We start from the raw sequence: 21,900 nt of genomic DNA on the forward strand, positions 1-21,900 counted from the left end.
CCTTTTCCCTGTTACGCCCGTCCACCACGGACAGACGGATGCCAGAAGGTGACGCCCCTTTCTATGAGGGCGATCACCCCGTAGAAGGCGGACCCCGCGATCGCTGCAACGGCGATCTCCGCCCAGACCAGATCGATGGCCAGCCGGCCAACGCCTGTCGATATTCGGAAGCCCATTCCCACGACGGGCGTCCCGAAGAATTCCGCTACGATTGCGCCGATCAAGGCCAGAGTCGAGTTGATCTTGAGGGCGTTGAAGATGAAGGGCCCGGCGGCGGGAAGTCGTAGCTTCAGAAGCGTTTGCCAGTAATCGGCAGCATAGGTTCGCATCAGGTCGCGCTCGATGCTGGAACTGGCATTGAGGCCGGCCACGGTGTTGACCAGCATGGGAAAGAACGTCATCGCCACGACGACGGCGGCCTTTGACTGCCAGTCAAAGCCGAACCACATCACCATGATTGGCGCGATGCCGATAATGGGCAGCGCCGACATGAAATTGCCGATCGGCAACAGCCCGGCCTTGAGGAAGGGCGACCGATCAACCAGGATTGCCACGACGAGGCCCGACAGGCACCCAATGGCAAAGCCCGGCAGCACCGACTTGATGAAGGTCTGCACGAAATCGGCCCACAGGATCGGGGCTGAATTGGCCAGTTGCGCGCCGATCGCCGAAGGCGCGGGCAACAACACCGGTGGTACATTGGCGCCGCGCGTCACCACTTCCCAGATCACCAATAGCGCCGCCCCGAAGACCACGGGGATCAGCAGACCCAGCCCGGCATTGTCGCCGAGGCGGGGCGCCAGGCTCTTGCTGAGACGCTCCACGAACAGCCAGGCAAAAAGCCAGGCCACTACCACTGCCATCCAGAAAAATGGCAGTGGCGGCGCAAATGCTCCGATGCTGGTGAGCACGGCGACGCCCCCCAACAGCGCAAAGGCGCCATCGGCCCACAGGCCCAGCGGCACGAAGAAGCGGATCAGCGACAGACAGCCCAGAGCCAGGAAGGCCTTGAGCAGCAGTGCTTGCTCGAAGGGCGTGACGAAACTGTAGGCAAGGGCTGCGGCGGAGAGGCCTCCCGCGACAAGAGCCAGGAAATATTGCAACTGGCTCATGCGGGACGCACCCCCATGCGGGCATTGACCATGCGTTCGGCCACGCCGACGATCATCACCAATATGGCGGCCAGCGCCGCGGCGATGAACAAGGCGGCCCAGATCTGGATGGTCTGGCCATTATACGAGCCGGTCAGCAGCCGGACGCCCAGCCCGCCGCCGGCGGCATTGGAAAGCTCGCTGACCACCGCGCCAACCAGCGAAATAGCGATGCCCACCTTCATCGAGGCGAACAGGATAGGCATGGCGGCGGGCCAGCGCAGCTTCCAGAACGTCTGCCACGGCGAGGCGTCATAGGTATGCAACAGGTCGAGCTGGATGCTCTCGGGCGAGCGCAGACCCTTGACCATGCCGACCACGACCGGGAAGAAGCTGAGATACATCGAGATCAGGGCGCGCGGCACCGTGCCGGTAATGCCGACCGAACCCAGACCCACCACCACCATGGGCGCGATGGCCAAGATGGGAATGGTCTGGCTGGCGATGATCCAGGGCATCAGGGAGCGATTGGCCGCCTCATTGTGCACGATGAACACGGCCAGCACCACGCCCAGCGCGGTGCCCAGCACGAAGCCCAGCAGCGTCGAGGATAGGGTGATCCAGCCGTGATAGGCCAGCGAGCGCTTCGAGGTCAGCTCCAGCGCCACGGTGGCATTCCAGATTTCGCCCACCACCTGATGCGGCGCCGGCAGCACCGGCCGGTCCTGCGCCCAGGTCTGCAGGGCAAAGTCGGTGAAGGGCACATCGGTAAGATTGGCCCGCGTATTGAGCGTATTCTGCCAGGGCGCGTTCATGGCAATGGCGCCAGCATACCAGATGACGACTATGGCGAGCAGGACGGTGATGATGGGCCCTGCGCGACGCATCACACCACCTCCTCGTAGCTGTGCCCGGCGCGCAGCCCGTCGCGTACCCGCGCGGCAATGGCCAGGAATTCCGGCGTCTCGCGAATGTCGAGCGGGCGCTCCTTGGGCAGGTCGCTCTCGATCACGTCGGTGACGCGGCCGGGGCGGGGGGACATGACCACGATCTTGGTCGACAGATACACCGCCTCGGGAATGGAGTGGGTGACGAAGCAGATAGTCTTGCCCGTGCGGTCCCACAGCTTGAGCAGTTCGGAATTGAGGTGGTCGCGCACGATCTCGTCCAGCGCACCGAAGGGTTCGTCCATCAGCAGCAGGTCGGCATCGAAGGAGAGCGCCCTGGCGATGGAGGCGCGTTGCTGCATGCCGCCCGAGAGTTGCCAGGGATACTTCTTCTCGAAGCCGGACAGGTTCACCAGGTCCATGGTGCGCTTGACTCGCTCGGCCTGCTGCCCGGCGCCATAGCCCATGATTTCGAGCGGCAGGGCCACGTTCTTTTCGACCGTGCGCCAGGGATAGAGCGCGGGCGCCTGGAACACATAGCCATAGGCGCGGGCCTTGCGCGCCACTTCCGGCGTCTGGCCATTGATGGTCAACTTGCCCGAAGTGGGCCGCTCCAGGTCGGCAATGGTGCGCAGGAACGTGGTCTTGCCGCAGCCCGAGGGACCGATGAAGGAGACGAACTCGCCCTTGTTGATGGTGAGGTTGACATCGCTGAGCGCAACGACGTCGCCGTCATTGGTCTTGAAGGTCAGGCCAAGATTTTGGGCGGAGACGACCGGGGTCATGAAGCGGCCCTGCTCAAATGCGTCAAAAACCATCAAACCCCCGTCGCCGGAATGCCCGAGCGCTCCACCTTGCGGGGCGCCACGATTTCTTTCCACTGGCTGAGGGCACGATTGACAGGGTTTTTCGCTTCGCGGGCAACGAACCTGCCATGCCCCGGCTCGGCCTTGACCTCGCTTTCCACGATGGAAACCTTGCCGCGGGAGAGCACATAGCGCGGCAGGCCGGTGACCTCGAAGCCTTCGAACACATTGTAGTCGATGACCGACTGCTGGCTGGCAGCCGAAATGGTCTTCTTGCGCTTGGGATCCCAGACCACGAGGTCCGCATCGGCCCCGACCAGAACAGCGCCCTTTTTTGGGTAGAGGTTCAATATCTTGGCGATATTGGTCGAGGTCACGGCCACGAATTCGTTCATGGTCAAGCGCCCGGTATTGACGCCCGCCGTCCACAGCACCGGCAGGCGGTCTTCGAGCCCGCCCGTGCCATTGGGGATCTTGGCGAAATTGCCCACGCCAGTGCGCTTCTGGTCGGTGGTGAAGGCGCAATGATCGGTGGCGACGCAGGATAGTGAGCCCGATTGCAGCCCGGCCCACAGCGAATCCTGATGGCTCTTGTTACGGAAGGGCGGCGACATCACCCGGCGCGCGGCATGGTCCCAGTCGGCGTTGAAATATTCGCTTTCATCCAGCGTCAGATGCTGGATCAGCGGCTCGCCATAGACGCGCATACCCTTCTGGCGGGCGCGGCGGATGGCCTCGTGGCTCTGCTCGGCCGAGACATGCACCACATAGAGCGGCACGCCGGCCATGTCGGCGATCATGATGGCGCGATTGGTGGCCTCACCCTCCACTTCCGGCGGGCGGGAATAGGCATGGGCTTCCGGGCCGTTATTGCCTTCGGCCAGCAGCTTGGCCGTCATCGCCGCAACCACGTCGCCGTTTTCGGCATGCACCAGGGGGAGGGCCCCCAGATCGGCGCAGCGCTGGAACGACGAGAACATCTCGTCGTCATTGACCATGAGCGAGCCCTTATAGGCCATGAAATGCTTGAAGCTGGTAATACCGCGATCGACCACTTCGGCCATTTCCCGCCACACCTGCTCGCTCCACCAGGTGATGGCCATGTGGAAGCTGTAGTCCGCCGAAGCCTTGCCGGTCTTGTTGTCCCACATCTGCAGGGCTTCGAGCAGGCTCTGGTTGGGGTTGGGCAGGCAGAAATCCACCACCATGGTCGTGCCGCCTGCAAGGCCAGCGCGCGTGCCGCTCTCGAAATCATCGGCCGAATAGGTGCCCATGAACGGCATTTCGAGATGGGTGTGCGGGTCGATGCCTCCCGGCATGATGTAGCAGCCGGTGGCGTCCAGCACGGTGTCGCCCGACAGGTTCTGGCCGATCTCGACGATGGTCTCGCCTTCGATCTTGACGTCGGCCTTGTAGGTCAGGTCCGCGGTGACGACGGTGCCGTTTTTTACGACAGTGCTGCCCATTTCTTGCTCACTCCCTTAGTCAAATTCACTGTTTCGTCCGCCCTGTCCGGCCCGTCTTGGCTATTGCTGCAAGTTCGGTGCCATGTGCCGGATGATCCTCCTCGATCATCGGCGGGCGGTTGGTTTATTCCTGTGACATCACTCCACGATCTCCGCCGTTTCCACTACGGCGTGGAACAGCACATCGGCGCCGGCCGTGGCCCATTCCCTGGAAATGTCCTCGGCTTCGTTATGACTTAGCCCGTCGACGCAGGGGCACATGACCATGGTTGATGGCGCGACCTTGTTGGTCCAACAGGCGTCGTGGCCGGCGCCCGAAATGATGTTCATGTGGCTGTAGCCGAGTTTTTCGGCCGCAGCGCGGACGCGGCCCACCAGTGTCGGATCGAAGGTCACCGGGTCGAAATGGCCGACCGCCTCCATGGCATAACCGACGCCGGCTTGCCTGCAGATTTCCTGTGCTTTGCTTTCGATCTGCTCGCGCATGGAGTTGAGCTTGCCCAGTTCCGGCGAGCGAATGTCCACGGTGAAGACCACATTGCCCGGCAAGACGTTGCGCGAATTGGGCGCGAACTTCATCTGCCCCACGCCACCGACGGCGCCGGGCTGGTGATCCATGGCGACGGCCTGCACCATTTCGAGGATGCGCGCCATGGCGAGGCCGGCATTTACTCGCATGTTCATCGGGGTGGAGCCGGTATGGGCTTCCTTGCCGGTCAGGGTGAATTCGAGCCACCACAGGCCCTGGCCGTGCGTGACGACGCCGATCTGCTTGTTCTCGGCTTCGAGGATCGGGCCCTGCTCGATGTGATATTCGAAATAGGCGTGCATCTTGCGGGCGCCGACCGGCTCCTCGCCGACCCAGCCGATGCGCTGCAACTCGTCACCGAAGCTCTTGCCCTCCTGAGCCTTGCGGTCATAGGCGTATTCGAGCGTATGGATGCCGGCGAAGACACCCGAGGCCAGCATGGCCGGGGCGAAACGGGCGCCTTCTTCATTGGTCCAGTTGGTCACGACGATGGGGTGCTTCGTCTTGATGCCGAGGTCGTTCATGGTGCGGACGAGTTCGAGCCCCGCCAGCACGCCCAGCACGCCATCATATTTGCCGCCGGTGGGCTGGGTATCGAGATGGGAGCCGACATAGACCGGCAGCGCGTCCGGATCGGTGCCCGGGCGGGTCATGAACATGGTGCCCATCTTATCGACGCCCATGGTGAGACCGGCATCCTCGCACCAGCGCTGGAAGAGCGCGCGCCCCTCCTTGTCACTGTCGGTCAGCGTCTGGCGATTATTGCCCCCCGCAATACCGGGGCCGATCCGGGCCATGTCCATGAGGCTGTCCCAGAGCCGATCACCATTGATGCGAAGGTTTTCTCCTGGGGCAGACATGGTGAGCCTCTTATGATTCTGCGGCGGTCCAGAGGGTTTCCCCCTCTGGGCGCAAATAAACTTTCAACCCGCGGCCAATGTAGCTCTCGGGCTTGCGACGTTCCTCCGTCAGGCCAACTCCTCCCCACTTTTCAGAGTAGAGGTGGAAGTGCTCATTACTTTGGCTACCGTCGTTCCAATTCATGGCCAATAATTCTCGCACGAGCTCATCGCGCCCTTCAGAATCCAGGTAAATCTCAACGAATACGCCGTCCGTCAGGCCATTCGTATCTGGCCTGTCCCCGGGCGGACTAACTTCGAGTGAGATTCTCATCTATTTCGCGCTCGGGAAGCTGAATTCGGCGCCGCCCTTGATGCCTGCGGGCCAGCGGGTGGTGACGGTCTTGAGGCGGGTGTAGAAGTGGACGCCTTCGGGGCCGTAGATGGAGTGGTCGCCGAACAGGCTCCTCTTCCAGCCGCCAAAGCTGTGATAGGCTACCGGCACCGGAATCGGCACGTTGATGCCGACCATGCCGACCTCGATCTTGTCGGCGAATTCGCGGGCGGCGTCGCCGTCGCGGGTGAAGATGGCGGTGCCATTGCCATATTCGTGCTCGTTGATGAGCTTGACCGCCTCGTCATAATGATTGGTGCGCACCACTGAGAGGACGGGGCCGAAAATCTCTTCCTTGTAGATGGTCATGTCAGGCGTGACGTTGTCGAACAGCGTGCCGCCGACATAGTAGCCGCCTTCATAGCCCTGCAGCTTGAAGCCGCGGCCATCGACCACCAGTTCGGCGCCCTGCTCCACGCCAGAGTCGATGTAACCGATGATCTTGTCGCGGTGCATCTTGGTGACGACCGGACCCATTTCGGCGTCCTTGTCGGTGGCGGGACCGATCTTGAGGCTTTCGACACGCGGCTTGAGTTTTGCCACCAATGCATCGGCGGTTTCCTTGCCCACCGGCACGGCGACGGAAATGGCCATGCAGCGCTCACCGGCCGAGCCATAGCCGGCGCCCATCAGCGCATCGGCGGCCTGGTCGAGATCGGCATCGGGCAGGATGACCATGTGGTTCTTGGCGCCGCCCAGGGCCTGCACGCGCTTACCGGCCTTGGTGCCACGCTGATAGACGTACTCGGCGATCGGGGTGGAGCCGACAAAGCTCACCGCCTTGATATCAGGATGGTCGAGAATGCCGTCGACCATTTCCTTGTCGCCATGGACAATGTTGAGAATGCCTTCGGGCAGGCCGGCTTCCATGAAGAGGTTCCAAGCCAGCATGGAGGCGGACGGGTCGCGCTCGGAGGGCTTGAGGATGAAGCTGTTGCCGCAAGCTATGGCCGCCGGATACATCCACATCGGCACCATGGCCGGGAAGTTGAACGGGGTGATGCCGGCGACGACGCCGAGCGGCTGGCGATCGGAATAGGTGTCGATCGAAGGGCCGACATTGCGGGAAAATTCGCCCTTGAGCAGCTGGGGAATGCCGCAGGCATAATCGACGCAGTCAATGCCGCGGGCGACTTCGCCCAGGGCATCGTCATGCACCTTGCCATGTTCGCGCGAAATCTCGCGGGCCAGATCGTCGGCATATTGGTCGAGCAGGGCCTTGAACTTGAACATGACGCGGGCGCGCTTCATGGGGGTCGTATTGCCCCAGGCAACCTGCGCCTGCTTGGCGGAAGCAACGGCCTCGTTCAGCTCAGCCATGGTCGAGAGCGGCAGTTCGGCCGATTGCTCGCCGGTGGCTGGATTGAACACCGGCACGCGGCGGGTCGAGGCCGAGACATAGCGTTTGCCGGCAACGGCATTCTCGATAATTGTCATCAGTCGATGCTCCTCAACACTTTGCGCAAGGCGTCGATCAGTTCGGCGATCTGGTCCTTGCTGACGATCAGTGGCGGGCTGAGCGCGATGATGTCGCCGGTGGTGCGGATCAGGTAGCCGTCCTCGAAGGCCTTCACGAAGGCCGAGAAAGCGCGCTTGGTGGGCGAGCCGGCAATGGGCTCGAGCTCGATGGCGCCGACCAGGCCGATATTCCTGATATCGATGACATGCGGCTCGCCCTTGAGCGAATGGAGCGCATCCTGCCAGACGGGGGCCAGTTCGGCGCCGCGGGTCAGCAGATCCTCGTCCTTGTAGGTTTCGAGCGTGGCAAGGCCTGCTGCCGACGCGATGGGGTTACCCGAATAGGTATAGCCGTGGAAGAACTCGATGACGTGTTCCGGCCCCTGCATGAAGGCGTCGTGGATTTCCGACGACACCAGCACGGCGCCCATGGGAATGACGCCGTTGGTCAGGCCCTTGGCGGTGACCATGATATCGGGCGTGACGCCGAAATAGTCGGCGCCGAAGGGCGTGCCGAGACGACCGAAGCCGGTAATGACCTCGTCGAAGATCAGCAGGATGCCGTGCTTTTTCGTGATGTCGCGCAGGCGCTGGAGATAACCTGATGGAGGGATCAGCACGCCCGTCGAGCCGGCGACCGGCTCGACGATGACCGCGGCGATGGTCGAGGCATCGTGCAGGGTGACGATGCGTTCCAGCTCGTCGGCCAGCTCCACGCCATGCTCGGGCAGGCCCTTGGAGAAGGCGTTCTTCGCCAGGTTATGGGTGTGCGGCATATGATCGACGCCGGTAAGAAGCGTGCCGAACATCTTGCGGTTGGTGACGATGCCGCCCACCGAAATGCCGCCGAAATTGACGCCGTGATAGGCGCGCTCGCGGCCGATCAGGCGGGAGCGGGCGCCGTCACCCTTCACGCGATGATAGGCGAGCGCCACCTTGAGCGCGGTCTCGACCGATTCAGAACCGGAATTGGTGAAGAGCACATGGTCGAGCCCTTTGGGGGCGATGTCGACAATGCGGTTGGCCAGCTCGAACGCCTTGGGATGGCCCATCTGGAAGGCGGGGGCATAATCCAGCTCGGCGGCCTGCCTGGCGATCGCCTCGACGATCTTGGGGCGGGCATGGCCGGCATTGACGCACCACAGGCCCGCCGTGCCGTCGAGCACCTGGCGACCGTCGGAAGTCGTATAGTGCATGTCCTTGGCGGCGACGAACATGCGCGGGGATTTCTTGAACTGGCGATTTGCCGTAAAGGGCATCCAGAACGCATTCAGGTCGTTCGGCACCACCGCATTTGAATTGGACACGAAGTCGCGCTCCCCTCTGATTCTGCACTGGTCCGTCTTTTGTCTCTTGACGCGGGGGCGTTAAGGTCCCCAAATTTTGACCAGTTGGAAAAATGTTAGCACTCCAAAACTTTCTAGCAAGGCGAAAATGCCGCCGAACAAAGTGAAAAGTGCCGAGCCTATGCTTAGCCCGAAACGCCAGCACAAGGCTGACGCCAAGGCCGCAGCGCATCCGCATGCCAAGCCTCGCCCGCTGACGCGCATCCAGCGTGAGAAGCAGGACCTCATTCTCGAAGCGGCGCTCGACGTCTTTTCGATGCATGGTTTCCGCGGTTCCACCATCGACCAGATCGCCGAAGTGGCGGGGATGAGCAAACCCAACCTGCTCTATTATTTCCCCCGCAAGGAGGAGATCCATCGCCGGCTGATGTCGGCTTTGCTCGACACCTGGCTGGCGCCGCTCAAGGAAATGGATGCGACAGGCGATCCCTTCCCCGAAATCCGCTCTTACATCCGCCGCAAGCTGGAAATGGCGCGCGACTATCCGCGCGAAAGCCGGCTCTTTGCCAATGAAATGCTGCAGGGCGCGCCGCGCATCATCGAGATGCTGGAACTCGACCTCAAGAACCTGGTCGACGAAAAGGCCAAGATCCTGCTCGGCTGGATGGAGCAGGGCAAGCTCGCCCATACCGATCCCTATCACCTGATCTTCTCGATCTGGGCCACGACCCAGCACTATGCCGATTTCGACGTGCAGGTGCGGGCCGTGCTGGGCAAGGACCGGGGCGGCGAAGGGCGCTTTGAGGATGCCGCCCGCTATCTCGAGCAATTGTTCCTGTTCGGCCTGACGCCGCGATCCAAGACCTGATTGTTAAGCAGGTGCTTGAAAATCGTTTTGGGTCGGCTTAACACTTAAGCCAACAATTAAGTGATGGAGGGAGAAATGACCCAGCAAGTACACGCCCATATGAGCTTGTCGCTCGACGGTTATGGCACGGGCCTCAACCAGACCCGGGAAAAGCCGTTCGGCGACATTCCCGACGGGGAGCCGATGCATCGCTGGATGATCGAGGATGCCGAGAACAACAAGGCCGAGATTGATGCCATCTGCGACTATGGCGCCTTCATCATGGGGCGGAACATGTTCGCCGCGCCGGGACCGGATGTCTGGGAGGAGGAATGGAAGGGCTGGTGGGGGCCAAACCCGCCCTATCATGCGCCGGTCTTCGTGCTGACCCATCACGCGCATGCCCCGATCGAAATGGAGGGCGGCACGGTGTTTCACTTCGTGACCGAAGGGCCGGATGTGGCGATGGCCCGGGCCAGGCAGGCGGCAGGCGCGCGCAATGTGGTGATTGCTGGCGGGGTCAGCACTTTGCGGAATTATCTCAATGCCGGCGCCGTCGACATGCTGCACCTGCAGATCGCGCCAGTGGTGATCGGCGCGGGCGAGTGCCTGTGGCACGGCCTGACCGCAACGCTGGAACCCAGCGGTGCCCGCCAGACACGGTTTACCACCCATATGGATTATCGCGTGGTGAAGGCCTGAACCGGCCGATAGTCAGGCCGGGACGACATCGCCTTTCGGCGCGAGTTTCCCGGCCATCAGGCAGGTCAGCACCAGCAGTGGCAACAGCATGGCAAAGGCCATGCGGATGCCCAGGCCCTGCGCCACGGCGCCGATCAGTGCCGGTGCCCCGAGATTGACCAGCTGGAAGATCAGCGTCGTTGCCGCCACATTCTGGCTGGCCGGCCGGTCGCCCAATCGCGCGGCGGCCGACAGGGTCAGCGGGTAGAGTACGCAGATGCCCAGGCCGACCAGGCCGAATCCGGTCAGTGCCAGCAGGGCCGTGGGCGAGATGACGAGCAGTACCATGCCGGCAATGGCGATGCCGGCCAGCACGCGGGCCACCAGCACCGGTCCGAAGCGATCGATCCAGCGATCGGCCACGAGCCGCCCACCGGCCATGGTGACCAGCAAGGCGGGCAGGGCCATGGATTCCACCCAGGCAGCTACCTCGAAATTGTCGCGCAGATAGATGATCGACCAGGCGCGGGCGGCGCCTTCGGTGAGGGCCGCACCGAGCCCGAATGCCACGAGCCCCAGCGTTGCCAGTGTCGGCCAGGCCAGCTTGCGCCTGTTATTGCCGGCATGCGGCCGCGGCGGGATGAGCGGCATCGGCACCACGATAAGCAGCATGAGCCCGATCGCCAGTGGAACCAGCAGCCACAGATGCTGGGCCGGGGAGATATCGAGCCCCCGCATGGCCGCGCCCAGCAGCGAGGTGAGCAGGAAGCCGATGCTCCACACGCCGTGGCAGGTATTCATCACGCGTGTCCCGGTGGCCGCTTCCACCCGGTCGGCCTCGACATTGATGGCGATATTGGTGAGCGAGAAGCCCATGCCGTTGAGCGCCAGCAGCAGGAACATCGCCACCGGATTGAGCAGCACCGTGACCAGTGCCGCCCCGACTGTCGCTACCGGCAATAACCAGAGAATGACGGCGCGCGGCCCGAAACGCTCGATGATCTGGCTGGAAAACAGGAACATGGTGAGCGCGCCCAGCGGCTGGCCCATCAGCACCAGCCCGAGCTGGCCTTCGCTGAGCCCGATCAGCAATTGCACATCGGGAATGCGCGTATGCAGCGCGCCGATGGCCAGGGCATGAACGAAGAACAGCGCAATGATGCGCCAGCGCAGGATAGTGGGAGTCACTTGGGGCCGGGATCCATCAATACATGGATGCGGTCGGCGCCGAGCCGGGCCAGCTTGAGCATCAGCGTCTTGCGGCGGGCAGGCGCCAGGGGTGTGTCGGGACTGTCGCGCAGGATGGCGCCGTCATGCCCGTCGGCCACGATGAGGCCCTCGCTTTCGGGAAAGATTTCGGCGTCCAGCTCGGGTGGCTTGGCGAAGAAGAACCTGTCGGAGAATTCCCGGTATTCCGGCCATTTGCGGTCGACCTGGAAATCGATCAGGCTCGATTTGATCTCGATGATCCAGATCTCGCCCTTCGGCCCTACCGCAAGCACGTCGGCGCGCCGTCCATTGGCCAGCGGCACCTCGGCATAGCAGGCCATGTCGTGCCGCTCGCGCAGCATGCGCATGACCCCGCGCTGCACGCGCAGGGCCGTTGCCGATTGGCGCAGGTCGACGATGGGCGGCAGCTCAGCCATGGGGTGGAACCGGCTCGGGCGGCAATCCGTGCGGCGCATCGACCTTGCGCTTGCCCAGCGCAAAGCTCGAGGCCCAGAGCCCGGCCAGCAGCAATGGCAGGCAGATGAGGTAGGAATTGCGGATGCCCAGATATTCGGCGACGAAGCCGAGCAAAGGCGGCGCGAGGAAGAACACCACGAAGCTCACCTGTCCGAGCGCCGCGACATTGACTGCGGCCGGCCGGTCGGTGCGTTGCGCTGCGGCCGAAACGGCCAGCGGATAGACCGCCGAACAGCCGATGCCCATCAGCGCAAAGCCGGCCAGGGCCACGCTGGTTCCGGGCGCATAGCCCACCATGAGTACGCCGATACTGGCGAGACTCAGCAGCACCATGGCCACATTGCGCGGCCCGAACCGCTCCACTACCGGATCGGCGAAGAGGCGCATCACCGCCATGCAGAAGGCGAAGAGCGTCAGCCCCATGCCGCCCACGAAGGGCTCGGCGGCAAACACGTCGCGCATATAGATGGCCGACCAGTCGATGCCGGCGCCTTCCACCAGAAAGGCGGCAAAGCCGATAAGGCAGAGCGGCAGCAGGCCCCAATGCGGAAAGGCGATGCGGTTGGTATTTTCCGACTGGGTGCGTTGCGGCGCGGGGGCCGGCACAATGCCCGAAATCATGAAGCCGCCGACCACGACGACGACAACAGCCATCAGCCCCAGATGCGCCTCGACCGAAAGGCCCGACTGGCGGATCGCCGCGCCGGCCAAAGCCGTCACGAAAAAGCCGACGCTCCAGAAGCCGTGCGCCCGGTTCATGAAGCGCTGGCCGGTATGCATTTCCAGCCGGTCGATCTCGACATTGAGGTTGATTTCGAGCGCCCCGGACAGGAGTCCGGTGAGGAACAGCACGCCGAACACGGCTGGCGCCATGCCCAACCATGGGATCAGCGCGAAGAGCAGCGAAGGGCCCAGCACCGTGACGAAGGCGGTGGTGCGTACGCCCAGCTTTTCGATCACGGCAGCCCCGAAGGTCAGCGAGATCAGCGAGCCGATCGACATGCCGATCATGGTGAGGCCGAGCTGGCTTTCGGTGACGCCGAGATGGGTCTGGATATCGGGCAGGCGCGCCATCAGCGCACCCGTGGTCAGGGCGAACAGAAAGAAGCAGGCATAAAGCCGGTGCTGCGGCGCAATTGTCATGGCGTCACGACTTTGCGGGCAGCGCGTGGCGCCAGCGCCTGGGCGGTGAAGAGGCCCAGCAGCACCAGCGGAAAGCCGACGCCGAAGGTCCACTGGATGCCGAAATGTTCGGCGACATAGCCCAGCAGCGGCGGCCCGAGCAGGAAGGCGGTGAAGGAGAATTGCGCCAGCGCCGCCACATTGATGGCAGCCGGGCGGTCGGTCTGCTGTGCGGCGGCCGACATGGCCAGCGGGAACAGCGCGCTGGAGCCGACACCGATCATGGCAAAGCCCAGATAGGCCGACCAGGCGACCGGCGCGAAGAAAACCAGCAGCACGCCGGCCCCCAGGATGACGAGCAGCGCGCGCGCCACCACGACCGGATTGTAGCGGTCGACAAAGCCATCGGCGAAGAAGCGGGCAAAGGCCTGCGAGCCGGCGACAGTGGCCACGGCAATACCGGCCCAGAACGGCTCGGCGGCGAACATGTTGCGCATATAGATGGCCGACCAGTCGATGCCGGCGCCCTCCATCAGCATGGCCGAAAGGCAGACGGCCACCAGCATCATGATGGGCAGTGTCGGTCGCGCGAAATGCGGTGTTTCATCGGTGCTGGAGCCGGCCCGATGCGGTGCGGGCTCGAAGCGGCCGAGCACGACGAGCGTGGCGACTGTTATGATCGGGATCATCAGCAGCAGGTGGATCTGCACGGATAGTCCGGTCTGGGCGATGAAGGAGCCGACCATGCCGGCGGTGAAGAAGCCGAGGCTCCAGAAAGCATGGGCGCGGCTCATGATGCGGCGGCCGATGACATGCTCGACGCGATCGGCCTCGATATTGATGATGACCTCGATGGCGCCGATGGTGAGGCCCACCGGCAGCAGCAGCAGGAAAAACATCAGCGGGCCCTGCGCCCACATGGCCAGTGCATAGAATACCGAAAGCAGGGGAATGGCGGTCAGCAGCACGCGGCGATAGCCGACCTTTTCGACGAGGCGACCGGCAAAGGTGAGCGAGATCAGCGTGCCGACGGCCGAGCCGATCAGCGCCAGCCCGAGCTGGCCTTCGCCGACGCCCATGGCCTGCTGGATATCGGGCAGGCGCGGAAACATGCTGCCCATGCAGAACGAATAAACGAAAAACGCCCCGAACACCTTGATCTGGGGCGGCAGGTCAATGCCGAATCTCATGCTGAAATACTCGCGAAGTCAGTGGCCTGAAGCTAAGCGAAAACAGAGGCGCGGGAAATAGCGACCGAAAACGTTTTACGAAGGTTTTTGCAACGTTGCAAAAGTGCCGCAGGGGGAGCGTTGGGGCCTTCAGCGCGCTTGGCCCCCCCGCCCTCAATCCCTCCCCATCGAGGGGAGGGAGGCGCCAGAGGAGCGGCTGCCCCAAACTTATCCGGTCGGCGCCATGTGAAGGTCGTCGCGCAGCACGTTCACGCCCGTCATGAGGTTGCGAACGATTTCCAGCCGCCGGAACTGCCCGCCGAGGCGGGTTTCGGCGGCGCGCCTAGGGGCAGTGACGCGGTCGCGGCGGTCGGGGCCGAAATAGCCCGGCGTTTCGTAATAGATGTGGCTCTGCCCCACCTGCCGCTCGATCCGCTCAGCCACCCGGGCACGCGTGAAGGGCATGGTGATGACGTCGTCGAACCCCATATTAATGCAGCGTGTAATCGCCTCGACCGAGGGACTCTCGGAGAAATAGATCAGCGGCGAGAACCGTACGCGCCGGCTGGGACAGAAGCGAATGGCATCGGCAACATTGCGCAGCGTGCCGACATCGGGCACGGCCGCGAAGAGGAAGAAGCAGACGGGCGTGCGATTGACCTGCTGCTCCGCCTGCGCCACCCCGGCATAGGGCAGCACGGCCGAAAAGCGCAGCCGACGCGCCAGATCCATCAATGCTGCGCCCGGCCCATCCAGGGGCCCGACGATATAGGCGGCGGCCTTCATGCCCCTGCCACTCCACTCTTTCCCGGCGCGCATGGTAGGGTCCGAGTGCTAAGGGAGGGCTAACGGGCGTTCCGTCTGCGAATCCGGTGTTTGCGACTCACCCCCACCCTTGATCCCTCCCCACAAGGGGGAGGGAGACGATGAACACTAGCCTCTCAGCTTTGCGCCTCCCTCCCCTCGATGGGGAGGGATTGAGGGTGGGGTGGGGCCACGCACGCCGACCCCGCCGGAAGCTTGCGAACACTTACACCCGGGGCGTTTCGCCCCTGAACAGAGGTCCATGCCGCTTCATCAGCGCGGCGATGCGATCCGCCACCGCATGCACGGCCGGCTCGTGTCGTTCCTCGTGGTGGCTTATCAGCCATTGGTCGGTTTCGAGTTCGGCAATGGGCTGGGCGACGCGCACGAGGCGCTGGTCGCTGTCGCCGACGAAACAGGGAAAGACCGACAGGCCTGCGCCAGCCGCCACGAGTTCCCGCACGCCCATCGAGTCATTGCCGCGCACCGCGATGCGGTCGCCATGGCGTGCCTGCATCCAGCGGGCCGAATGGGTCTGCCCGCCCTCGCCGGCCAGGCCGACGAAATAGCCGGCCTTGATGCCGTTGATCAGGTTGAGCCCCGAATAGATGGCATAGGCCACGGTGCCGATCAGCCGCCCGGCCAGCCATTGCTCGGTCGGCCGCTGGTTGCGGATGCCCAGGTCAGCATTGCGCCGGCCGATATCGACCTTCTGCATGGCGGTGACGAATTCGAGCCCGAAGCGGTCTTCGACGGTCCAGATTTCCCCGATATGGCTGGCGACGAAAGCGCCAGTCCATGACCCGGCCGAAAGCCGCACCACACGCTCGCCCACCGCGCCCTCCTTCCAGCGCTTGAGCGACAGCATGGCCGCCTCCACATCCTCGGCGCGAGCCAGCAGGTCCTCGCCTGCCTGGGTCAGGCGATAGCCGCTCTGGCTGCGGTGGAAGAGCGGTTCCCCCACCTGCCTCTCCAGCGCCGCGACGCGCCGCCCCAAAGTGGCCGCGCTCAGCCGCGTCGTCTCGGTGGCGGCGCTGAGCCCGCCCAGCCGCGCCACGTCGAGAAACAGCCGCAGATCATCCCAACTGAAGTCCATTTTTCATTTCTGCAAAGTGCCTTGCAATCTCGACTATAGCGAAAACCCAGCAAAATGAGCAAGGTATGTCCAGACGACGCCACTGATGCGCCGTCGCGCAAAGTCAGTACCGCCAGACCTGAAAATCCGAAACCCATGGTTTCGGCGCTGGCCGCGCTTTGCCGTTACGAAGGAGACGAGACATGTTTGAACCCCTGACCAGGAAATTCACCGACTGGCGCCTGCGCCGGATTGCTGTCCGCAAGCTGCATACTCTCGATGACCGCCTGCTGGCCGATATCGGCACGCGGCGCGAGGATATCGCCTGCTTCGTCGCCAGCGTAGACTGCCGGGGGAGCCTCTCATGAAACTCAATACGCTTGGCACATTCGGTTCTGTCAGCCGCCTCACCCTGGGCGGCGGTGGCATCGGCCAGGTCTGGGGCCCCACCTCCGAGGACGATGCGGTGGCGACCCTTCGCCATGCCGTCGATAGCGGCATCGATCTGATCGATGCGGCGCCCGGCTACAAGATCTGCGAGGCCATGATCGGTCGCGCCTTCGAGGGCAAGCTGCCGCGTGGTGTGCGCGTCACCACCAAGCACGGGCTTGGCACCGTGCCGGCCGACGAGGTCTATCCGCGCTTGCGGGCCTCGCTGGAGCAGAGCCTCAAGGCCATGCGGCTCGAACGGGTCGACATGCTGCTGCTGCATAGCGAAATCCGGCCCGATGACTTCGAATACCCGCCGGGCCAGCCGCCCAGGGACGAGCGCTCAACCAGCCTGTCGCTCTATCGCGAGGCCGTGCGACCGGCCTTTGCCCGTCTGGTGAGCGAAGGCCTGATCGGCCATTGGGGCATAACCGGCATCAACCATGCTGCCGCCACCATCGATGCGCTGTCTGCCGGGCCGCTTCCAGCCGCAGTGCAGGCCATTGCCAACCTGCTCGACAGCCCCGGTGAAATGAACGGTACCGGCCTCGCGCCGCGCCCGCGCACCGTCATCGCCGCGGCCACGGCCAGTGGCGTCGGCGTCATGGGCGTGCGGGCGGTGCAGGCCGGTGCGTTGACTGCAGGACTGGACCGGGCGGAGGACTCGCCCACGTCAGAGGATTTCCGCCGCGCCGAGCCCTATCGGGCGCTCTGCGCGCAATGGGGGGAGGACCCGGCCATTGTCGCCCATCGCTATGCCATGGGCATCGAGGGTGTCGATACGCTGGTGCTGGGCGTCAAGAATGTCGCCGAGCTCAATCAGGCTTTGGTGGCCGAGCGGCGCGGGCCGCTCGATGCCGAACAGGTGGCAGCGATCGACGCACTGGGTTTGCGCTGAAAACGAAAGGGCCGCCCCCCATCGGGAGCGGCCCTGTTCAGTTCACTGCCGGCAAATCAGAGCTGGCTGAGGCAGACCGAGGTCGTGCCGCGATTGCGGAAGCCCAGCTTGGTGGCTGCGGCTTTGCTGAGATCGATGATACGCCCGCCATGGAAGGGGCCGCGGTCATTGATGGTGACTTCGATTTTGGCGCCGGTGCGCTGGTCGGTGACCATGACCTTAGTGCCGAAGGGGAGGGAACGATGCGCCGCCGTCATGGCGTTCTCGTTGAAGATTTCTCCGGAGGCGGCCCGCTTCCCGTTGAAGCCGGGACCGTACCAGGAGGCGCCGCCGCATTGGGCATAGGCTGCAGTGGAGGAGAGGAAGGCTGCAGCAATTGCGGCGACGAAAACGGCTTTTCTAGTCAAACTTCAGAACTCACGTCAGTTAGAGGTGAATGTCGAGTAATCTGCTTGCCGGGCCACAATGAGCCCATATTGGCCGAGACTGGCTCGGTCGGCTCGTGTGTTGCCCATTTGCCGCAGCAACTTCGGCCTTATTGCAACCTTGTTGTTGAATGAATCGCTGGCACTGGAGGAAATGAATCCATCATCTCCCCGTTTCGGCGGCTTCTCACCCGGCAAAAGGCGTCCATCTGGATTCAGCTTGCGCGCTGTGGCCATGATGCCACGGTTCCGCGTCAACTGTGCCAAAATGGATCAGCACAGTTGGTTCCACGTGCAATCGGGATGCTTTGGAGGCGAACCTCGTCCAATTGTGGCGCGATTATGGCCGGCGTTTCCGGCTTCATTCGTCGCCGGCAATCCGCTAGTCAGGAGGGTGAGGGGAGAGAGTCATGACCACAGCCAGCCTTCTGATGCTGACGGGCCGCATCGTCTTCGGCCTCTTTTTCCTCATTGCCGCCTTGCGCAACACCATTCATTTCCGCGAACGCATTCCCTCCGCCACCAATTATGGCTGGGCTATGCCGCCGGTCCTGGTAGCTGGCGGCCTTGCCATGCAGTGGATCGGCGGTCTGTCGCTGGTGCTGAGTTTCTATCCGGTGCTCGGCGCGCTGGTGCTGATCGCCTTCCTCGTGCTGGCCACCGCCTGCTACCACAACCCGCTCGCGTTCGAGGGCAAGGCGCGGGACCCGCATCTCTATCTGGTTCTGGTCAATATCACCCTGGCCGCCGGCCTGTTGCTGGTGATCGCAGACAGCCTCTAGCTATTCAATATTGAATGATAAACGCCTGATTTTGGCGAATTCACCTCGTTCTTGAATGGCTCTAGGGTTGGCTCAGTTCAAGAAAGGTTTTTGCCATGAGCACCGTGACTGCTTCCAATCCGATCGCCGGCACTATCCTGCTGCAGCGCCTTGAAGGTCTTGCCGCCCTGGGTCTGGGCGTGGCTGCCTATATCTGGCTCGGCCAGTCCTGGTGGGTCTTCGCCCTGCTGTTCCTGGTGCCTGACATCGCCATGCTGGGCTATCTGCGTTCGCCTCGTTTTGGCGCTCTGACCTATAACCTGGTCCACACCTATGCGGCGCCAGCCCTGCTGGCCCTGTCCGGATTGGCAGTCGGGCCGCTGGCCTATGGACTGGCCGCCATCTGGACCGCCCATATCGGCTTCGACCGGCTCCTGGGTTATGGCCTCAAGCTCGAGACGGGCTTCGAACACACCCATCTCGGCCTGATCGGCAAGGCACGCCGCAAGCGCTAGTCACCACCGCCTATTCATCGAAGCTCTGGCTTTCCACCGGCGTGATCGGGGTTGCCACCGGGGGCGGCGTCGGAGCGGCGCCGAGCGCGTCGAGTTCCTTCTGCAAGGCCCGCATGACCGCCAGCTTTTCCGCGTCCGATCCGGCCTGCAGGCGCTGGCTCAGGCGGATGGAAAAATCGGAAAAGGCATTATGCCAGTCCGAGTGGACCTGCAGCGGGTCGATGCGTGGCGTTGCGGGGCGGGCCTTGCCAGTGACGCCGGCGGCGCTCAGTTCGAAATAATCGTCAAGCTGGGGCAGCACGACCTGGTCGCCGGAAACCCCCGTCGCCATCAATGCGGCGCGCAGGGCAGCCCGTTCCTCATCCTCGCCATGGGTCAGGAAGATTGCGCCATGCGCCGGCAGGCGCTCGCGAATCCAGTCCATCAATTCGGAATGGTCGGCATGGGCCGAGTAATTGCCCATGGAGCGGATGGTGGCGCGGATGGGCACCAGCGTCGAATGAATGCGCGCTTCCCTGGCGCCGGAGAGGATCACATGGCCCAGCGTGCCCGGTGCCTGGTAGCCGACGAAGAGCACGGTGGCATTGGCGCGGATCAGGTTGTTGCGCAGGTGATGCTTGATGCGCCCGGCATCGGCCATGCCAGAGGCTGACATGATGATGGCGCCGCCGCGGATCGAGTTGATCGCCTTGGATTCATCGACGGATTCGATGATGCGGAAGCGTGGATCGTTGAACAGCTCGTCGGCGCCCAGTTCGACATCGTCGAACATTTTCGCATATTTCCGGTAGACGCCGGTGACCTTGCTGGCCAGCGGGCTGTCGAGAAACACCAGCCGCGGATCGATCTCACCGCTCTTGATCAGCACGCCGATATCATGCAGCAGCTCCTGGCTGCGCTCGACGGCAAAGGCCGGGATCACCAGGTTGCCGCCGCGCGCCATGGCGGCATTGATCTCTTCCTTGAGCGCTTCGCGGCGCTGCACCAGCGTATAGTCCTCGCGCTCGCGCCCGCCATAGGTCGATTCGGAGAGGATATAGTCGAAGCCCGAGGGGCCTTCGGGCTCGTTGTAGAACACCTTCTCATCCGGCCCGATATCGCCCGAGAACATCAGGCGGATGGTCTTGCCGCCATCCTTGACCTCCACTTCGATGGAGGCCGAGCCGATAATGTGGCCGGCATTCCAGTAACGCGCCCGCACCCCCGGCCCCGGCTCGATCCATTCGCCATATTTGCAGGTCTGGCGGTGCTGCAATGCCTCTTCGGCATTCTCCATCGTGTAGAGGGGCTTGGCCGGTTCATCGCCGCGCCGGCCGCGCTTCTTGGTCTCGCGTTCGGCTTCGCTTTCCTGGATGCCGGCGCTGTCGGGCAGCAGGTATTCGAGCAGGCCTGCGGTCGGCTCGGTCATCCACATCGGCCCGCGCCAGCCTTCGCGGTAGAGTTTGGGCAGCAGCCCGGCATGATCGATATGGGCGTGGGTCAGTAGCAGGAAATCGATAGTTTTGGGATCGAAGGGCGTTGGCTTGAGATTGAGGTCGCGAACCGACTTGTTGCCCTGAAACAGCCCGCAATCGACAAGGAACTGACCCTGGCCGTGCATCACCCGGTAGCACGAGCCGGTCACCGTGCCCGCCGCGCCATGGAAGTGAAGGGTGACGGTCATGGGCTCGCTCCTTGGTTTTGAATGCTTTGTCGGAGTTAGCCCCAGCAAAACGTCCTTGTCGAGAAGCTGCCGCAACTATGCGGTCAGCGTGGCGTTAGCCCGCATACCCCCAAAGAGGAGAAACCCCATGTCCTATGTCGATGGATTTGTCGCCGCCGTGCCCAAGGCGAACAAGGAACTCTACATCGCCCATTCACGGGCAGCGGCCGAAAAATTCAAGGCTTGGGGCGCGACGCGGGTCGTGGAAAATTGGGGTGATGACGTCCCCGCGGGCGAAAACACCGATTTCCAGCGTGCCGTTGCCGCCAAGCCGGATGAGGTGATCGTGTTCTCCTGGATCGAATATCCGGACAAGGCCACGCGCGACCGCGTCATGGAAAAGATGATGTCACCCGAAGAAATGGCCGGTGTGCCCGACATGCCGTTCGATGGCGCAAGGATGATCTTCGGGGGCTTCCAGAACCTGTTCGCGCTCTGAGGTCAGCGCGGCGCGCGCTTGGCCAGGATCCGCTGCAGCGTCCGCCGGTGCATGTTGAGCCGGCGAGCGGTTTCGGACACGTTGCGGTCGCACAGCTCATAGACGCGCTGGATATGTTCCCAGCGCACGCGGTCGGCCGACATCGGATTTTCCGGCGGCTCGGGCTTGTCCTCGCCGGTGGCGAGCAGGGCGTTGATGACATCGTCGGCATCGGCCGGCTTGGAGAGATAGTCGACCGCGCCCAGCTTCACCGCGGTTACGGCCGTGGCGATATTGCCATAGCCGGTCAGCACCACGGCGCGTGCATCGGGGCGCCGCGTATGCAGCGCCGAGACCACGTCGAGCCCGTTGCCGTCCTCGAGCCGCAGGTCGACCACGGCATAGGCGGGTGGCTTCTCCGCTACGGCGGCTAGGCCATCGGCGACCGAACCGGCGATGCGGACATCGAAGCCCCGCCGCACCATGGCGCGTTCGAGGCGCTGGAGAAAGGCCGTGTCGTCATCGACAAGCAGCAGGCTGGGGTCGGTGGCCAGAAGATCTTCGATCGTGCTCATGAATGTCATTTAGGGGTTTGGCGCGAAAAGGTCAAAA

23 protein-coding genes are annotated in these 21,900 nt (G+C 63.3%); 7 read left to right on the plus strand and 16 right to left on the minus strand.

From position 1 onward, the window contains the following. Positions 1–11: 11 nt before the first annotated feature. From FPZ08_RS17045 to aptA, 7 genes are all read right to left on the minus strand, one after another. Positions 12–1,112, minus strand: a complete 1,101-nt coding sequence (locus FPZ08_RS17045) for an ABC transporter permease (protein ID WP_146291194.1) — start codon at positions 1,110–1,112, stop codon at positions 12–14. Further along, complete coding sequence (locus FPZ08_RS17050; RefSeq protein ID WP_146291196.1) at positions 1,109–1,978, minus strand: ABC transporter permease; 870 nt, start codon at positions 1,976–1,978, stop codon at positions 1,109–1,111. The genes FPZ08_RS17045 and FPZ08_RS17050 overlap by 4 nt, the downstream gene beginning before the upstream one ends. Continuing rightward, complete coding sequence (locus FPZ08_RS17055; protein WP_246132688.1) at positions 1,978–2,796, minus strand: ABC transporter ATP-binding protein; 819 nt, start codon at positions 2,794–2,796, stop codon at positions 1,978–1,980. The genes FPZ08_RS17050 and FPZ08_RS17055 overlap by 1 nt, the downstream gene beginning before the upstream one ends. Beyond that, the gene (hydA, locus tag FPZ08_RS17060; RefSeq protein ID WP_146291198.1) at positions 2,796–4,250 is read right to left on the minus strand and encodes a dihydropyrimidinase; all 1,455 of its coding nucleotides are present in this window, start codon (positions 4,248–4,250) and stop codon (positions 2,796–2,798) included. The genes FPZ08_RS17055 and hydA overlap by 1 nt, the downstream gene beginning before the upstream one ends. Positions 4,251–4,388: 138 nt before the next feature. After that, on the minus strand, positions 4,389–5,639 hold the full coding sequence (locus FPZ08_RS17065; RefSeq protein WP_146291200.1) for a Zn-dependent hydrolase: 1,251 nt from the start codon (positions 5,637–5,639) through the stop codon (positions 4,389–4,391). Positions 5,640–5,952: 313 nt separating this feature from the next. Next, positions 5,953–7,449, minus strand: coding sequence for a CoA-acylating methylmalonate-semialdehyde dehydrogenase (locus FPZ08_RS17070; protein WP_146291202.1), 1,497 nt, complete (start codon positions 7,447–7,449; stop codon positions 5,953–5,955). Next, on the minus strand, positions 7,449–8,729 hold the full coding sequence (gene aptA / locus FPZ08_RS17075; RefSeq protein WP_186767324.1) for an omega-aminotransferase AptA: 1,281 nt from the start codon (positions 8,727–8,729) through the stop codon (positions 7,449–7,451). Before aptA ends, FPZ08_RS17070 begins: the two co-directional genes overlap by 1 nt. Before the next feature lie 208 nt (positions 8,730–8,937). On the opposite strand from aptA, the gene FPZ08_RS17080 reads away from it, so the two are divergent. Then, the gene (locus FPZ08_RS17080) at positions 8,938–9,624 is read left to right on the plus strand and encodes a TetR family transcriptional regulator C-terminal domain-containing protein (RefSeq protein ID WP_146291206.1); all 687 of its coding nucleotides are present in this window, start codon (positions 8,938–8,940) and stop codon (positions 9,622–9,624) included. A gap of 75 nt (positions 9,625–9,699) precedes the next feature. Next, on the plus strand, positions 9,700–10,305 hold the full coding sequence (locus FPZ08_RS17085; protein ID WP_210246824.1) for a dihydrofolate reductase family protein: 606 nt from the start codon (positions 9,700–9,702) through the stop codon (positions 10,303–10,305). A gap of 12 nt (positions 10,306–10,317) precedes the next feature. Here FPZ08_RS17085 and FPZ08_RS17090 read toward each other — a convergent pair whose 3' ends face one another. From FPZ08_RS17090 to FPZ08_RS17115, 6 genes are all read right to left on the minus strand, one after another. Continuing rightward, on the minus strand, positions 10,318–11,472 hold the full coding sequence (locus FPZ08_RS17090; RefSeq protein ID WP_186767059.1) for an MFS transporter: 1,155 nt from the start codon (positions 11,470–11,472) through the stop codon (positions 10,318–10,320). Beyond that, positions 11,469–11,930, minus strand: a complete 462-nt coding sequence (locus FPZ08_RS17095) for an MmcB family DNA repair protein (protein WP_146291212.1) — start codon at positions 11,928–11,930, stop codon at positions 11,469–11,471. Before FPZ08_RS17095 ends, FPZ08_RS17090 begins: the two co-directional genes overlap by 4 nt. Continuing rightward, positions 11,923–13,113 carry an MFS transporter gene (locus FPZ08_RS17100; protein WP_146291214.1) on the minus strand — a complete coding sequence of 397 codons (1,191 nt, stop codon included), beginning with the start codon at positions 13,111–13,113 and terminating at the stop codon, positions 11,923–11,925. Before FPZ08_RS17100 ends, FPZ08_RS17095 begins: the two co-directional genes overlap by 8 nt. Then, positions 13,110–14,282, minus strand: a complete 1,173-nt coding sequence (locus tag FPZ08_RS17105; RefSeq protein WP_146291216.1) for an MFS transporter — start codon at positions 14,280–14,282, stop codon at positions 13,110–13,112. The genes FPZ08_RS17100 and FPZ08_RS17105 overlap by 4 nt, the downstream gene beginning before the upstream one ends. A gap of 207 nt (positions 14,283–14,489) precedes the next feature. Next, positions 14,490–15,047 (minus strand): response regulator, encoded by a 558-nt coding sequence (locus tag FPZ08_RS17110; protein ID WP_146291219.1) that lies wholly within the window; start codon positions 15,045–15,047, stop codon positions 14,490–14,492. A 244-nt stretch (positions 15,048–15,291) separates the two neighbouring features. Further along, a complete protein-coding gene (locus tag FPZ08_RS17115; RefSeq protein WP_146291221.1) occupies positions 15,292–16,161 on the minus strand; it encodes a LysR family transcriptional regulator in 870 nt (289 codons plus the stop codon). Between the two features lie 182 nt (positions 16,162–16,343). Between FPZ08_RS17115 and FPZ08_RS17120 the strand changes: the two genes are divergently transcribed. Both FPZ08_RS17120 and FPZ08_RS17125 read left to right on the plus strand, forming a co-directional pair. Next, the gene (locus tag FPZ08_RS17120; protein ID WP_146291223.1) at positions 16,344–16,508 is read left to right on the plus strand and encodes a DUF1127 domain-containing protein; all 165 of its coding nucleotides are present in this window, start codon (positions 16,344–16,346) and stop codon (positions 16,506–16,508) included. Beyond that, positions 16,505–17,467 carry an aldo/keto reductase gene (locus tag FPZ08_RS17125; RefSeq protein WP_146291225.1) on the plus strand — a complete coding sequence of 321 codons (963 nt, stop codon included), beginning with the start codon at positions 16,505–16,507 and terminating at the stop codon, positions 17,465–17,467. Before FPZ08_RS17120 ends, FPZ08_RS17125 begins: the two co-directional genes overlap by 4 nt. Before the next feature lie 56 nt (positions 17,468–17,523). Here FPZ08_RS17125 and FPZ08_RS17130 read toward each other — a convergent pair whose 3' ends face one another. Further along, positions 17,524–17,874, minus strand: a complete 351-nt coding sequence (locus tag FPZ08_RS17130) for a septal ring lytic transglycosylase RlpA family protein (RefSeq protein WP_146291227.1) — start codon at positions 17,872–17,874, stop codon at positions 17,524–17,526. Positions 17,875–18,302: 428 nt separating this feature from the next. Between FPZ08_RS17130 and FPZ08_RS17135 the strand changes: the two genes are divergently transcribed. Together FPZ08_RS17135 and FPZ08_RS17140 are read left to right on the plus strand one after the other, a co-directional pair. Continuing rightward, entirely contained in the window at positions 18,303–18,674 is a 372-nt protein-coding gene (locus tag FPZ08_RS17135; protein WP_146291229.1) for a DoxX family protein, read from the plus strand. 95 nt (positions 18,675–18,769) lie between these two features. Next, positions 18,770–19,168 carry a DUF4260 domain-containing protein gene (locus FPZ08_RS17140; RefSeq protein ID WP_146291231.1) on the plus strand — a complete coding sequence of 133 codons (399 nt, stop codon included), beginning with the start codon at positions 18,770–18,772 and terminating at the stop codon, positions 19,166–19,168. 10 nt (positions 19,169–19,178) lie between these two features. On the opposite strand, the gene FPZ08_RS17145 is transcribed toward FPZ08_RS17140, so the two are convergent. Then, positions 19,179–20,831 (minus strand): MBL fold metallo-hydrolase RNA specificity domain-containing protein, encoded by a 1,653-nt coding sequence (locus FPZ08_RS17145; protein WP_146291233.1) that lies wholly within the window; start codon positions 20,829–20,831, stop codon positions 19,179–19,181. 127 nt (positions 20,832–20,958) lie between these two features. Here FPZ08_RS17145 and FPZ08_RS17150 point away from each other — a divergent pair, with 127 nt between their 5' ends. Further along, positions 20,959–21,309 (plus strand): DUF1428 domain-containing protein, encoded by a 351-nt coding sequence (locus tag FPZ08_RS17150; RefSeq protein ID WP_146291235.1) that lies wholly within the window; start codon positions 20,959–20,961, stop codon positions 21,307–21,309. A 2-nt stretch (positions 21,310–21,311) separates the two neighbouring features. Here FPZ08_RS17150 and FPZ08_RS17155 read toward each other — a convergent pair whose 3' ends face one another. Next, positions 21,312–21,863 (minus strand): ActR/PrrA/RegA family redox response regulator transcription factor, encoded by a 552-nt coding sequence (locus tag FPZ08_RS17155; RefSeq protein ID WP_146291237.1) that lies wholly within the window; start codon positions 21,861–21,863, stop codon positions 21,312–21,314. Positions 21,864–21,900 lie beyond the last annotated feature (37 nt).

It is taken from the genome of Devosia ginsengisoli, from assembly GCF_007859655.1.
GTDB lineage: Bacteria > Pseudomonadota > Alphaproteobacteria > Rhizobiales > Devosiaceae > Devosia > Devosia ginsengisoli.